Genomic DNA, 14,546 nt, shown 5'->3' with positions numbered 1-14,546 from the left:
GTATTATTATTTATAATGTGGTTTCCGGCACTTCGTGTCGCAGGTCGTAGTGGTTGCGCAATGCTTCAAAGCTGTCGGGCGAGGTTTTCAGTGCTTTTGTATCTGTTGCAGGGGAGTAGCTTGCGGCAATTGATGCGAGGGTCACATTGGCGGCTGCTCCTGCCGGCACTGCTTCTTCGGGCGCTATGTCGGGCAGGTTGAAGAAGCCGGTGACTGCTTTGAGCGCCATTGCCGTAGCTCTTACCTTGCCTTCTCGCGAGTAGCCCGCTATATGTGGGGTGGCTATGGCGGCCTTGTCGAGAAGACGGCGGTTTATTTGCGGTTCTCCTTCCCAGCAGTCTATTGCTGCATTGGATACTTGTCCGTTGTCTATGGCATCGATAAGAGCTTCGTTGTCGATTACGGGGCCGCGTGCGCTATTGATGACAAGTGGGCGCTTGGCGAGTTTGTCGAAAAAATTTTTATCGGCCATGTGAAATGTCGCATGATTGCCCTTGCGTGTCAACGGTGTATGAAAGGTGATTACGTCACATTGTCGGGCTATAGTGTCCAAGTCAGTGAAGCCTTCGCCTCCCTCTGCTTCGGCACGCGGGGGATCGCAACATAATACATTCATGCCGAGGGCTCGGCCCCAACGTGCTATGACGCTGCCGACATTGCCCACACCCACTACGCCCAGAGTTATGGCTTCGGGTGGGCGTACATCATTTTGCCGGTTCATGACTTCTGCAATGGAAGCGAAGACATATTGGGCTACGGCCGGCGCGTTGCATCCGGGTGCATTGGCCACCGTTATGCCCGCTTCCTTGCAGTAATCAAGGTCTATATGGTCGGTGCCTATGGTAGCTGTGGCTATCAGACGGCAGCGGCTTCCTTCAAGAAGTCCCTTGTCGCAACGTGTGCGTGTACGGGTTATGAGCGCGTCGGCGTCAAGCATTTTTTCGCGGTTTATCTCCTCTGGAGCAAGATAGTTAATCTCGGCCCAAGGCTCAAGTAGCCCCTTTATGAAGGGTATGTTTTTTTCTACGATTATTTTCATATGGCTATGTTCCAGATATAAAGCATTACATATATAGCTATAACGCTTAGGATGCCGATATAGCTGCGCAACATATTGTTTATAGTGAAAAAATGTCCTATCTGAATAGCTGTGCAGCAATTTAGCATGGGCAGATAGATGACCAGATGGGAATAATCGGCTATCACAAGCAGTACGGTGACCAGTGAGAGCACTATCCAGAAGCCGTTGTAAGCACGGGTGCGTGAGTTGTATCCGTAGATCTTGATGACATTGAATATGCCGAAGCCCATACCTAAAAACAGATTGACCCCCGTATATACCAGTATCAGTGCTATCTCGCGGGTGTCAAGCGCTTTGAATATGCTGACAAACTCCGGCATGGCGAAGCTGTCGGGTGAGATGATGCCGAACCCCCACATGATCCAATAGGGCACGATTATGCCTATGAGCGATGCCAGAAGGCCGCGGAAAGTAAAACACTGCATCTGAAAGGTGCCTATCAGAAACGCCAGTATATAGGCGGCATAAGCGTAGTCGGTAAGAGACCCGAAGCTAAGCAGGCAGAATGAGAGAAATATGCGTCGGGTGCGCTCTGTCCGCTGGAATGTGGTGAAAAACGGTATGACGGCGAGCATTACCACAAAGCATATGAGAGTGCCGTCATAAAGTTGTCCCATCAGTGACGGGAGCGCGCCCTGCATGATAAGAAACATGCCGGCAAGCAGCATCGATACCGAACGTATGATGTTGAAGCGGCGATTCATGTACAGCATCGTGCCGGCTATGCCCAGATTGAGCGCGAGATTTATGCCCAACGACAGCCCGCGGCCGGTGATCCATTCGTTGGCCGACGGCAATCCGAAGCCGGTATTACCTGTCAGTGGCGATATGTCGCCGGCAAAATAAGCCGTCACGGTTCCCGCCATTGATGCTGCAAGCATCAGGAGGAAACCGTAACGGGAGTGTAAAAATGCGGTTAGTTCCTGTTCTTTCACTTACGAAGTAATACAAGTGTCGAACCCTGTTATTTTTTTTGCTGCAGGGCTATAAGGTCCTGTCCTATGTCGCGACGCACGTATTTACCGTCGAAGTTTATGACAGATACATTTTCGTAGCTCTTTTTAAGCGCTGAGGCAATATCCTTGCCATAGGCGCTGACGGCAATTACACGGCCGCCGGTCGTGACAAGCTCGCCCGATGCGTTGCGGCCGGTACCGGCTTGAAATACAAAGCATTCGTGAGCGTTGTCAATACCGCTTATGGGTTTGCCTTTTTCGTAATCGCCCGGATATCCGCCCGATACCATCATTACGGTTACGGCTGTTCTGGGGTCTATGACCATGGGCTTGTCGCCGAGTTGGCCGAGAGCGGCATCGTGCATGAGTTCGAGAAGGTCGCTTTCTATACGGAGCATAACTGCTTCGGTCTCGGGGTCGCCCATGCGTACATTGTATTCGATTACTTTCGGCTCGCCCTCGACATTTATGAGCCCGAGAAATATGAAGCCGCGGTATTCGATGCCCTCTTCAGCAAGACCTTTGACCGTCGGCTCGATGATACGTGTGCGTACTTTCTCCATGAAAGTGTCATCGGCAAACGGTACCGGGCTCACTGCTCCCATGCCTCCGGTGTTCAGTCCGGTATCGCCTTCGCCGATGCGTTTATAGTCTTTGGCTACGGGTAATATGCGATATTCTTTTCCGTCGGTGAGCACAAATACCGAGCACTCGATGCCGGAGAGAAATTCCTCTATGACAACCGTGGCCGACGATGACCCGAACATGCCTGAAAGCATTTCTTTAAGTGATTTTTTCGCTTCGTCGAGAGAGTCAAGTATGAGCACGCCCTTGCCGGCCGCGAGGCCGTCGGCTTTCAGTACGTAGGGCGCTTTCAGTCCTTCGAGAAACCGGTATCCTTCTTCAAGAGTATCGGCTGTGAAGCTCTGGTAGCGGGCTGTGGGTATGTCGTGGCGCTGCATGAAGCGCTTGGCGAAGTCCTTGCTGCCTTCAAGACGCGCGCCCTCTTTGCTCGGACCGACCACAGGCACGTTTTTCTCTTTGAAGTAGTCGTATATGCCCTTCACCAACGGATCTTCGTTGCCCACGACTATCAGGTCGATATGATGGTCGGATACATATTGTTCTATGGCTTCGAAGTCGGTCGGCGATATATTGACGTTGGTACCGTATTCTGTTGTACCGCCGTTGCCGGGTGCTATATATAACTTGCGCAGTAGGGGACTTTGGCTCATTTTCCATGCCAGTGCCGATTCGCGGCCTCCCGAGCCGAGAAGTAGTACTTTGTATCCGTTCATGATTTATACTGTATGGTTTATTTTAATTTTTTTCTTTGTTGTTGTCGCCCGTGCGCCAGCCTTTACGGGAGCGCATTGTGGGTATTGACGGTTTTTTGCCTGTTATCATCTTCAGTGCTTTTTCATTGCGTCTTACGGCAAGCGGATTCTCTGCGATTGTTGTCTCCGGTTTGGGCATCCGGGCTTCCTCTTTTTTTTGCCGTCCGAGTTTTTTTGCTTTGTATTTGTCTTCGAGCGGGCTCGGTTTTCCGGCGGGACGCCGGTTGCCTCTGCGTCGGTCATCTTTGTTGCCGTCCTTTCCTCCGAACCCTTTTTTGCGGGCCGCTATGCGCCACTCGCTGTCGGTAAGCCGTCGTGGTGCTTTGCCTTTCCCCTTTGAATCCGTTGATTCTTTACGCAGCGAATTTCCGCTCTTGCGGAAGCTCTTGTAGTCGCCTTCAAATATGATATATTCGCGTAGCTCGCATTCGAGCGAGCCGTTAAGCATCGGCATCTTTACCGAAGGAGCGAGACCTATGCGCTTGAAGTAGTCGTCCTGATAGCCTATTATCCATGCGTGATATCCTTTGAACACGTTTTTGAGCTTGTTGCCTATCATTTCATACAGCCCGTCCATATCGGCCACCGATATGCGCTCGCCGTATGGCGGATTGGTGACAAGCACTCCGCCGGCAGGAGCTTCGGTCCATTGTGAAAGCGGTTTGATGCTTAGGTCGATATAGCGGCCCACACCTGCCTGCTTGATGTTTTTCTCCGCTATGGCTATGGCTTTGGGCGATATGTCGCTTCCGTATATTTTGTAGTCAAACTCGCGCTCTCCGGAGTCATCGTTATACAGACGCTCAAAGAGTTCTTCGTCAAAATCGTTCCATTGCTCGAATGCGAAGTTTTTACGGTATACGCCGGGATTTATGTTTGCGGCTATGAGTGCGGCCTCAATGAGGAATGTGCCGGAGCCGCACATCGGATCCACCAGCGGGCACTCGCCGTGCCAGCCGCTTTTCAGTAGTATGCCGGCGGCAAGCACTTCATTGATTGGTGCATCGGTCTGTGCCACACGGTAGCCGCGCTTGTGGAGCGACTCGCCCGATGAATCGAGCGACAGGGTCACGCGATTTCCGTCGATGTGCGCGTTTATTATGACGTCAGCGTCCTGAAGCCTGACGCCGGGGCGTTTGTCTGCTCCGAAGCGGTCTTTGAAAAAGTCCACTATGCCGTCTTTGACGCGGTAGGTCACATAGCGCGAGTGGGTGAATGTATCGGAGTTGACCACGGAGTCTATCGAAAAGGTCTTGTCGACAGACATTATGCTTGTCCAGTCGAAGTCCTTCGTCATCTCATACAGAGTGTCGGGGTCATCGGCTGTGAACTTGACAATGGGTTTAAGTATGCGCAGTGCCGTGCGGCAGCAAAGATTGGCTTTGTACATCAGCTCTTTGTCGCCTTCAAATGCTACCATGCGTCGGCCTGCTGTCACGTTTTGTGCTCCGAGGTCGGTTAGCTCTTTGGCCAGTATCTCTTCCAATCCCTGAAAGGTCTTGGCTACCATTTCGTAAGTTTCGGTTTTCATCAATGCTTCAGTCTTAATACGTTATTGGCTTTGGCTTGTATAAGTTTTTCTCCCGGAGCGACATTTTCGGTCACCCATATATTGCCTCCTATCACTGCGTTGTCGCCTATGGTTATGCGTCCGAGTATGGTGGCGTTGGAGTATATTATCACGTTGTTGCCTATGATCGGGTGACGAGGCTCGCCTTTGACAGGATTGCCGTTTTTGTCGAGATCAAAGCTTTTGGCTCCTAATGTTACGCCTTGATATATCTTCACGTTGTGCCCCACTATGGCTGTTGCCCCGATTACAATGCCTGTACCGTGGTCAATGGTAAAGGCTTCGCCTATGGATGCTGCGGGGTGTATGTCTATACCGGTCTCGCTATGGGCCATCTCGCTTATCATTCGCGGAAGTATGGGCACATCAAGAAGTACCAGCTCATGGGCTATGCGATAGTTGCTTATCGCTTTTATGCCGGGATAGCAGTATATCACCTCTCTGACTGATACCGCCGCCGGATCACCGTGATAAGTGGCTACGACATCGGTGTTTAGAAGCCTGCGCAATTCGGGCAGACGCCTTATGAACATGCATGCTTTGTCCGAGGCTTCGAGTTCGGCTTTTTCAAAATGTTGCGCTCTGTCCTTATGAAGTTCCATCGACATTCCCGCATGGATTTGTTCTGTAAGCAGTTTATAGAGCTTCTCTATCCAAAGTCCCGTGAAGTAGGGCAGATTGTTGCGTGTCACGTCGCTGTCTCCGAAAAAACCGGGGAATATGATAGCCCGCGCAAGTGCAATAATCTCTTTTACCGCACTTTGTGCAGGGAGCGGCTCTCCCCTCCAGTGCGATGGGCATATATTGGTAAGATCGTCGCCGCCTGACAGTGCAGTGGCGGTCTCACGCATAAGCAACTCATGTTGTGAATTAAGTCCTGTCATTTAACTGCAAATGTAGGCAAAAATCCAATATTATACAATTTTAAAATAATAGATGAGTATGGCTGTTTTGAAAACAAATGCCGTATTTCCCTTTAAAAAGCCTTTTCAATATTGTTTTTTTCTCAAAAAAAGCCTTTTCAATATTGTTTTTTTCTCAAAAAAAAGCCTTTTCAATATTGTTTTTTTTGTATCTTTGCAAATGAAAACGATTAATTGTATTGATTATGGAAAGTCTTTTTAATACCTATACACGGCGGATAAAATCGGTCAGGCTGAATTTTTACCGTTATCTATACTCCCGTATTGATTGGAATGACCGCCTTATAGCCATAAAGGGTGCTCGGGGCGTCGGGAAGACTACGCTTATATTGCAGCACATTAAAAATGACTTTCCCGATTTGCGCAAGGCCTTGTATGTGTCGCTTGACAATCTGTGGTTTTCCACCAATTCGCTTGCCCGGCTTGCCGATTATCACTATACCCACGGAGGTACACACTTGTTTCTTGACGAGGTACATCGTTATCCCGACTGGCAGACAGCCATTAAGAATCTGTATGACGATTATCCTGACCTGCACATAGTCTATACCGGATCGTCGATGCTTGAGATTGACCACAAGCAGGGCGACCTCTCGAGAAGGCAGATTGTTTATACTCTCGCCGGTATGTCGTTTAGGGAATATCTTAAGTTTGAGGGAATTGCCGATATTCCGCGGGTCGATATAAAGACGCTTCTGCAGAAGCACATGTCAATAGCCTCGTCGGTCACGGAGAGTGTCAGAATACTTCCTCTGTTTGAGAAGTATCTGCGGCAGGGTTACTATCCTTTCTATAAAGATACTTTCCAAGGCTATGGGATGAGGCTTCAGGATGTGGCGCGTCAGGTGATAGAGGCCGATATGCCGGCGGTGGACGACATACAGTTCTCCACCATAAGAAAGGTGAGAAAGATGCTCATGATTCTTGCCGGGAGAGTGCCCCACACTCCCAAGATGGCCGAGCTTTACCGTGAACTGGAGACCACCCGCGAGCAGGGACTCAAGATGCTCTACTCGCTTGAGCGTGGTGGACTGTTGTCGTTGCTTTCATATGAGCCGAAAAACTACCGCAATCTTTCGCGGCCCGACAAGATATATCTTGAGAATCCCAACCTCATGTATGCCCTCAGCGAGCGTGTCGATAAGGGTACGTTGCGCGAGACCTTTTTCTATAATCAGGTGAGTGCGGTCGAAGAAGTCCTTCTTGCTACTAAAGGCGATTTTCTTGTAGGACGTAATATGCTCTTTGAAGTAGGCGGCAGGAACAAGAGCTTCGATCAGATAAAGGACGAGCCCGACAGCTATCTGGCTATAGATGACGTCGAGGTCGGCTACGGCAACAAAATACCTTTGTGGATGTTCGGACTTCTGTATTAACCGCTTACCGGACGATGGCCGCGTGAAGTCTATGCGCTGTCGTTCGGTGGAAGCGGTTTTTATTTGCTTTTGCTCTTGACTTCTTTGTATATTTGTGTATAGATAATGTATTCTATCATTTGCAATGCGAAAGAGATTATCACCAATCATGCTGGCCGGTACGGGCAGTGATGTCGGCAAGAGTGTTATTGCCGCCGGATTGTGCCGTATATTCAGGCAGGACGGTTATGCGCCCGCCCCGTTCAAGGCCCAGAATATGGCTCTGAACTCCTATGCCACGCCCGACGGTCTGGAGATAGGCCGTGCTCAGGCGGTTCAGGCCGAGGCGGCCGGAGTGGAGTGCTGTACCGATATGAATCCGCTGCTGCTTAAGCCATCGGGCGAGCGAACGTCGCAGGTAGTCCTTAACGGACGTCCTGTCGGCAACCGTGACGCATATGAGTACTTCCGCCGCGAGGGTCGCGAAGAGCTGCGCTCCCAAGTACATGCCGCTTATGACCGTTTGGCTGAGCGTTATAATCCTGTTGTTATGGAAGGAGCCGGAAGTATCGCGGAGCTTAATCTTCGCGACAGCGACCTTGTCAACATGTCGATGGCCCGATATGCCGGCGCTGCCGTGATACTTGTGGCCGACATAGACCGTGGCGGGGTGTTTGCGAGCGTCTACGGCTCCGTGATGCTTCAGCGTCCCGATGACCGCAAGCGCATCAAAGGTATTATAATCAATAAATTTCGCGGCGATATGCGTCTTTTTGACGAAGGACGCGCTATTATCGAACGCATCTGCGGTGTGCCTGTGCTCGGTGTGGTGCCGTATCTTAAAAACATGGACATCGAGGCCGAGGACTCTGTGGCGCTTGAAAGAAAGTCTTGTCATGCAGTCGCCGGCAAAGTAAATGTGGCGGTCATAAGATTGGCCCACATATCCAACTTTACCGATTTTGATGCTCTTGATGCTCATGAGCGCATTCATCTGTATTATGCCCGGACTCCGGGCGATATAACCGACGCCGATATTGTCATTCTGCCCGGTAGTAAATCCACGATAGCCGACTTGCGTAAGCTCTTTGACAGCGGCATGGCCGAGGCGGTCCGAGCCGCGGCACGTTCGGGAAAGACCGTGGTAGGCATATGTGGCGGATACCAGATGATGGGTATTGAGATCGCCGACCCCGACGGCGTGGAGGGGAGTCCCGATACGGTGGCGGGACTCGGGCTGCTGCCGGTAAAGACGATAATAAAGGCCGAAAAAGTCACCCGTCGGGTCCGGTTTCGTTTCTTGGATGACGGGCGCGAGTGTATTGGTTACGAGATACATATGGGGGCCACTGCTGTTGAAGACGGTGCCGAGGCTCTCAATATGATTGACGGTGCGGTCCCCGACGGCTGCCGCTCAGGTAATTGCATGGGCAGTTATATACATGGACTCCTCGACAACGCTGCCGTGCTCGAATACATATTCGCATCGTTTCCGGAGGTCGCCATGTCGTTTGTCGACCGCACGGCATACAAGGAGAGCCGCTATAATGCGTTGGCCGACTTTCTGCGCGAATATATAGACATGGACCGTCTTTATAAAATAATGGAGTGTTATGACTGAAGGACATGGCGATGACATATACCGCTACGGCGCTGCGGTGCGCTATAATTTCAGCTCCAACATATTGTGCGGAGTTGATCATACCGCACTCATGGCGCATCTGGCATCGTGTATGGCTGCTGTAAGCAATTACCCTGAGCCGGTGCCTGTTACACTTGAGCGGCGTCTTGCTGATGAGGAGGGCGTGGAGCCTGACTGTATTGCGGTCACTAACGGTGCTACGGAGGCTATATATCTTATTGCGGGAGCCATGACGGATATGACATCGGCTGTTTTGCAGCCTGCGTTTAGCGAGTATGCCGATGCTTGCCGACTGTTTAACCATCGTGTATTGAACTGTATGTCGATGGACGATATTCCGCGCGATGCTGCTGTCGTGTGGTTGTGCAATCCCGGAAATCCCGCCGGACATGTTATCGGCAAGTCGCTTCTGACTGAACTGGTAACAAGCCGTCGTGACACTCTTTTCGTGATTGATCAGGCTTATGCCGACTACACGCTTAAGCCGGTCATGACCGGAGCCGAGGCTGTCGCATGCGGTAATGTCATACTGCTTAATTCGCTTACAAAGCGGTTTTCGGTTCCCGGGCTGCGCATAGGTTATGCCATAGGTCAGGCCCGTTTGCTTGACAGGTTGCGCCAACGGCGTATGCCGTGGTCGGTCAACGGTCCGGCTATTGAAGCCGCCTGTTTTCTTCTCGACCATAAACATGAATATGTCATAGATGCCCGGGCCATGCATGAGGAGGCGCGGCGGCTTTCCTGCGGTTTGCGTAAGCTCGGTGTGGCAGTGGAGCCTACTGACTGTAACTTTATATTGTGCCGTCTGCCTCACGGACGGTCGGGCGCACTTAAGGACTGGCTGATGGAGCGATACGGCATACTTATACGTGATGCATCCAACTTTTACGGACTCACGCCTGCGCATTTCCGTGTGGCCGTACAGGGCCGGCATGCCGACGATATATTGATCAATGCTATAGGACAATGGATGTCATTGTTGCAATAATGCCTTTGGTCGCAGGCTATTGCCTCGACTTGTCGCTTGGCGATCCGCTGTGGTTGCCTCACCCCGTGGTTGGCTTCGGACACATGATTTCGGCATGTGAGCGTCGTCTTAATAGAGGTGGCCACAGGGTTGCCAAAGGTGCGTTTACCGTCATCGGGCTTGTGCTGTCGGTGTACATGGCTGCATATTTTGGGTTGCGGCTTGTAGCTCCTGTATTATGGCTCGCGATGGCTGTGGAAGCGATATTTGTATTTTACTGCCTTGCCGGAACTACCCTTGCCGATGAGGTCCGTGGGGTGTTTCGTGCCGTGGACCTTTCGGTAGACAGCGGGCGGCGTCAGGTAGCGAGGATTGTGGGCCGTGACACCTCGTCTTTGTCGCCGCAGGAGGTAAGGATTGCCGCGCTCGAGACTCTTGCCGAGAACCTTAGCGACGGAGTTATAGCGCCTCTGTTCTGGTATCTGGTGCTTGGAGTGCCGGGCATGCTTGCCTATAAGATGGTCAATACTCTCGATTCGATGATAGGTTACCGTACGGCGCGGTACCGTGACTTCGGACGATTTGCCGCGCGCTTGGATGATGTGGCCAATTACATTCCGGCGCGTATGACCTCGGTTCTGATGATCGTGTGTGCCGCACGCCCGGGCCTTATATCTTTTGTAAGGCGTTACGGACGTGCCCACGCCAGCCCTAATTCGGGCTATCCCGAGGCGGCGATGGCCGGAATACTCCGATGTCGTTTCGGCGGGGCGCACGACTATTTCGGCGAGCGCGTCGAGAAGCCTTATATCGGCACTTGCGACCGTGAAATCAACACTCGCGACATGACCCTCGCCGTTAGAGTGTGCCGCCTTACGGAGGTTGTCGCGGTCATCTTGGTTGTGGCTGCCAAAATCATGTTGATGATGCTGGCTTAAAAATAATAAAGTGGTGAAAAACGCCAGTGTTGATTATTAAAATGTATTTTATGATAAACAGGAAGAGCATGGGCCGTATGAGGCTGATTTTATTGCCGGTGGTAATAATGATGTGTGCATTTTGCTCCGTTGCGCAGGTGCGGTTGAGCGAAGTCGGTCCCGGATATTGCCGTACGTCGGTAAATACCGCGGTGTTTCGTGCCGGTTCGCTGGTTACGCACGGCGAAGAGCAGTATGTGTCCTATTACGACGCCGATGGCTATGTCACACTCGGCAAGCGTCATATCGACAGTGACGGGTGGACCGTAAGACGCACTCAGTATAAAGGCAATGTGGCCGATGCCCACAATGTCATCAGCATCGGTGTCGATGGCGACGGTTATATTCATGTGGCTTTTGACCATCACGGCCATCCGTTGCGTTACTGCCGCTCGGTGCGGCCCGGATCGCTCGAACTTGGACAGCTTGAGCCTATGACCGGAGTCGATGAGAATGATGTCACGTATCCCGAATTTTACCGTTTGGCCGATGGCGACATGCTGTTTGCCTACCGTTCGGGAGCCTCGGGGCGCGGCAATCTTGTGCTTAACCGTTACTCGACGGTCGACCGCCGCTGGTCGAGGGTGCAGGATATACTCATAGACGGTCAAAACGAGCGCAACGCTTATTGGCAGATGCATGTCGATGCTTCCGGCACTATACACCTGTCGTGGGTGTGGCGTGAGACATGGCTCGTGGAGACCAACCATGACCTGTGTTATGCGCGTTCGTCCGATAACGGACTTACATGGCAGCGTTCCGACGGCACACCGTACTCTCTGCCCATAACTTTGTCTACAGCCGAAGTGGCATGGCCGGTACCGCAAAATTCTGAACTTATCAACCAGACCGGTATGACGGCCGATGTCGACGGACATCCTTATATAGCCACATACTGGCGCGATGCCGGCAGTGCGGTGCCCCAGTATCGTCTTGTTTGGCATGACGGTACGTCTTGGCATATGAATCAGGTGGGCGAGCGCAAGACCCCGTTCTCGCTTTCGGGCGGCGGAACGAAGATGATACCCGTATCGCGTCCGCGAATTGTGAGCGACGGTACCTCGGCTTGGTACATATTCCGCGACACGGAGCGCGGCAGCAGGGTGACGGTGGCGCGTACACGGCGCCTCGGCGAGGAGCCATGGACTTTTACCGACATGACTTCCTTCTCGGTAGATGCGTGGGAGCCTGTCGTTGACGTATCATTATGGAACTCCGCACGGCGGCTTGACATATTCGTACAGACTACCGCTCAGGGCGACGGTGAACGGGTGGCCGGCGATGCCGCCGAATCCACTCCGGTCTACGTACTTACCTGCCCTTAGTCGTCGACATCGCGTACGCAGCGCACGGGGCCTCCTACGGCCCGTCGCGAGTATCCGTAGCTTGTCTCGAACGGGTCTACCTCGCCCGGTGTGTGCAGGTGAAATATGTTCACACGTCCGCCTTCAGACGCCGATGAGGTGTGGTAGTTGCCGCACATGCCGTTGCGCCATGGGCGTCCTCCCATTGTGCGTAGCCCTTGACTCGGGAAGTATACCCACTTGCCAGTCTTCCACTCCTGAACATACATGCGGAAGCCTCGGTATGAAGCATTATCCGATGTGTGAACTGAGTTTATATTTCCATATTTGCCTCCGGTTGCATTTTTGCCGTCTATTGTGAAGCCGAGCCACATGTCGCCCGGAGGAACCATCCATCCGGCAGGGCATGGGTCGAAAATCGATTTTTCGGTAGCGCCGTTGTCCGAGAGCACACATCCCTCCGACACTGTATATTTCTTTGCGGTGGCATAAGGTTTGCCTCCCCAGAGGCTGTCGTTATGTTCCCAATACCAGTCGCCGTTGTTGACACAGTCGGCGTCGTTGCCGGTATTGGATTCCTTGCCTGATTTTACCGGGCTGATGAAGTGGGTGGGATGTTCTATTGTGTAGGGTATGTTGCCTGTCGATGCACTGGCGGCTTCCGTGCTGAACAATTCAGTGGTATGTACAGCTCCGGTAGTGTTCATGGCGATTGCTTTGTTTTCGTTATCGCGCAGATCACCGACATTTCCCCTGCTGTATTGATAGTAGTCGACATGATAGTCTATGTCGCCTATGGGAAATGGGTCTTTGCGCCCCCATTGGTATACACAACCGTAAGTGAGGCGACCGTAAGCGTTGGGGTCGGCTGATTTCGCACCGAGGTTGCATTTCATCAGCGACCGTCCTTTGACACTGCGTATATTGCCGGTCGTTATGATGCCGCTCTCGTTCCATCCGAATGTATTGTAAGGTATTGCCTCATCAAGATTGGCCGGGCTATCGTTGTTGACCCAGATGTGCCATGACCACAGTATATTGTTGGCGCTGTTGTAGGCCGCTATTACTGCATTGCCTACCGCGCTGCCCGCTTTGACATGGATGCGGTCGTAACTGTCGAGCCATACTTTGTCGCCTTTTGTGTTATCGCCTATGACGTTGACAAACTGCCACAGTATTTTTACATGGTCTATTTTCTTGGCGGGGTCTTTCTTGTTCACATAGTCGGAGTATTTCCATCCGCCGCCGGTTTCGGTACGGGTATACGGGTCAAACATGATCTCGTTGCTTGTATTCAGCACGAAGCAGTTGGCGGGGGCTGCGAGCACACGGTCGTCGCGGTTCTCCGATTTTATATTTAGCGTTATGTTGTAGTTGTGGTTGCGGCGTACGTTGAAGTCGTTATAGTCGTTCTCGCCGAGGTAAATCGTGTAGAGGAAGTTGGAGCCGTTGGTCCTTGAAGTCACGAATAGCTGTATGTAGAGCGCTTTGTCGGGGGCGTCGTTGTTTTTCAGTTTCGGATCGGTGTTCGTGGTCTTTCCTCGTCGGTTGGCCGGCATGTAGAAGGTGTATACCTCGCCCGACTTCAGCTGCTTGTCGATGGTTACGGAGCGTGTGGGGAAGTCGCCTACGGGGTAGTCTTCCTCCTTTGGCGTCTCCTCCATGCGCATGTCCTCGGGCATGTTGTTGATTATGACGCGGTTCACGATCAGTCCTTTTGCTGCTTCGGCCGTCACGTACTTGAAGCTTATCTTTGCCATCATTCGCGTCAGGTGTATGTCTATCGGGTCGAGGTCAGTCTCTTTGCGTATAGTGTCTTTTACGGAGCCTTCCATGAGCAGATACTCGTCTTCTCCCATCTCTACATTATCCTCTGTGAAGGGGTACTTGTAGTCTATGAATTTTTCCTGAGTGGACAGGTCCTTGTCCTTGGCCCATTCGGGGTCGCATGTGTTGGCGAGGACAAATACGCGGCTGTCGTTTCCTTCTGCCAGACGTATGTTCAGTTTTCTGATCTCTGTCGATGTCACTTCATAATATCGTGGCGCTATGAGCTGCTTTCCGTTGTTGTCGTACTGGAACACCCATATGTCGTGGAGCGCTTCCTCGGCCGCTTTTTCGGGGTCATCGGCAGTGTCATCGCCTTCGGCGCGCGACGGTATGTCGTTGACGAGGGGCTTGCCTATGAGGGTGGGCTTGTCGGTGTGTAGCCGCAGAGGCACCTCGAAAGTCTCGGCCCGGTCGCCGGGGAGTGCGTCGGGGTCGATTATCGTGTCGTTGAAGCGTTCGTCACTGCACGAAGCTGTTATAAGCAACAGCGCCGTAGCCGATATGTTGATAAGTTTTGCAAAAACTGCCATTGCGGATAAAGTCAATAAAAATTAAGTTATGAATATTTTACTCGTCAACGTCGCGTACACAGCGTATAGGACCG

At 52.0% G+C, this 14,546-nt stretch carries 11 protein-coding genes; 5 read left to right on the top strand and 6 right to left on the bottom strand.

What is annotated here, in order from left to right; translation table 11 throughout:
- Window positions 1-10 precede the first annotated feature (10 nt).
- The 5 genes from FW767_RS11240 to FW767_RS11220 are packed head-to-tail and all read right to left on the bottom strand — an operon-like array spanning window position 11 to window position 5,828.
- Window positions 11-1,039, bottom strand: a complete 1,029-nt coding sequence (locus tag FW767_RS11240; protein ID WP_121700138.1) for a 4-phosphoerythronate dehydrogenase — start codon at window positions 1,037-1,039, stop codon at window positions 11-13.
- Window positions 1,036-2,016 (bottom strand): hypothetical protein, encoded by a 981-nt coding sequence (locus FW767_RS11235; RefSeq protein WP_147438811.1) that lies wholly within the window; start codon window positions 2,014-2,016, stop codon window positions 1,036-1,038. Before FW767_RS11235 ends, FW767_RS11240 begins: the two co-directional genes overlap by 4 nt.
- 29 nt (window positions 2,017-2,045) lie before the next feature.
- A complete protein-coding gene (purD, locus tag FW767_RS11230; RefSeq protein ID WP_148464313.1) occupies window positions 2,046-3,335 on the bottom strand; it encodes a phosphoribosylamine--glycine ligase in 1,290 nt (429 codons plus the stop codon).
- Window positions 3,336-3,357: 22 nt separating this feature from the next.
- Window positions 3,358-4,905, bottom strand: a complete 1,548-nt coding sequence (locus tag FW767_RS11225; RefSeq protein ID WP_121700141.1) for a THUMP domain-containing class I SAM-dependent RNA methyltransferase — start codon at window positions 4,903-4,905, stop codon at window positions 3,358-3,360.
- A complete protein-coding gene (locus tag FW767_RS11220; RefSeq protein ID WP_121700142.1) occupies window positions 4,905-5,828 on the bottom strand; it encodes a serine O-acetyltransferase in 924 nt (307 codons plus the stop codon). Before FW767_RS11220 ends, FW767_RS11225 begins: the two co-directional genes overlap by 1 nt.
- Before the next feature lie 224 nt (window positions 5,829-6,052).
- Here FW767_RS11220 and FW767_RS11215 point away from each other — a divergent pair, with 224 nt between their 5' ends.
- The 5 genes from FW767_RS11215 (at window position 6,053) to FW767_RS11195 (ending at window position 12,133) form a co-directional block, all read left to right on the top strand.
- Window positions 6,053-7,243 carry an ATP-binding protein gene (locus FW767_RS11215; RefSeq protein ID WP_121700143.1) on the top strand — a complete coding sequence of 397 codons (1,191 nt, stop codon included), beginning with the start codon at window positions 6,053-6,055 and terminating at the stop codon, window positions 7,241-7,243.
- A gap of 124 nt (window positions 7,244-7,367) precedes the next feature.
- A complete protein-coding gene (locus tag FW767_RS11210; RefSeq protein ID WP_121700144.1) occupies window positions 7,368-8,843 on the top strand; it encodes a cobyric acid synthase in 1,476 nt (491 codons plus the stop codon).
- Window positions 8,836-9,852, top strand: coding sequence for an aminotransferase class I/II-fold pyridoxal phosphate-dependent enzyme (locus FW767_RS11205; protein WP_121700145.1), 1,017 nt, complete (start codon window positions 8,836-8,838; stop codon window positions 9,850-9,852). Before FW767_RS11210 ends, FW767_RS11205 begins: the two co-directional genes overlap by 8 nt.
- Complete coding sequence (cbiB, locus tag FW767_RS11200) at window positions 9,831-10,769, top strand: adenosylcobinamide-phosphate synthase CbiB (RefSeq protein ID WP_121700146.1); 939 nt, start codon at window positions 9,831-9,833, stop codon at window positions 10,767-10,769. Before FW767_RS11205 ends, cbiB begins: the two co-directional genes overlap by 22 nt.
- 68 nt (window positions 10,770-10,837) lie before the next feature.
- Entirely contained in the window at window positions 10,838-12,133 is a 1,296-nt protein-coding gene (locus tag FW767_RS11195) for an alpha-l-rhamnosidase (protein WP_121700147.1), read from the top strand.
- On the opposite strand, the gene FW767_RS11190 is transcribed toward FW767_RS11195, so the two are convergent.
- A complete protein-coding gene (locus tag FW767_RS11190; RefSeq protein ID WP_150980625.1) occupies window positions 12,130-14,472 on the bottom strand; it encodes a DUF4906 domain-containing protein in 2,343 nt (780 codons plus the stop codon). The two genes, FW767_RS11195 and FW767_RS11190, sit on opposite strands and share 4 nt — an antisense overlap.
- Window positions 14,473-14,546: the final 74 nt, after the last annotated feature.

This window comes from Heminiphilus faecis, from assembly GCF_008728965.1.
Classification (GTDB): Bacteria; Bacteroidota; Bacteroidia; order Bacteroidales; family Muribaculaceae; genus Muribaculum; species Muribaculum faecis.
This window is presented reverse-complemented; position numbering and strand designations above follow the sequence as displayed.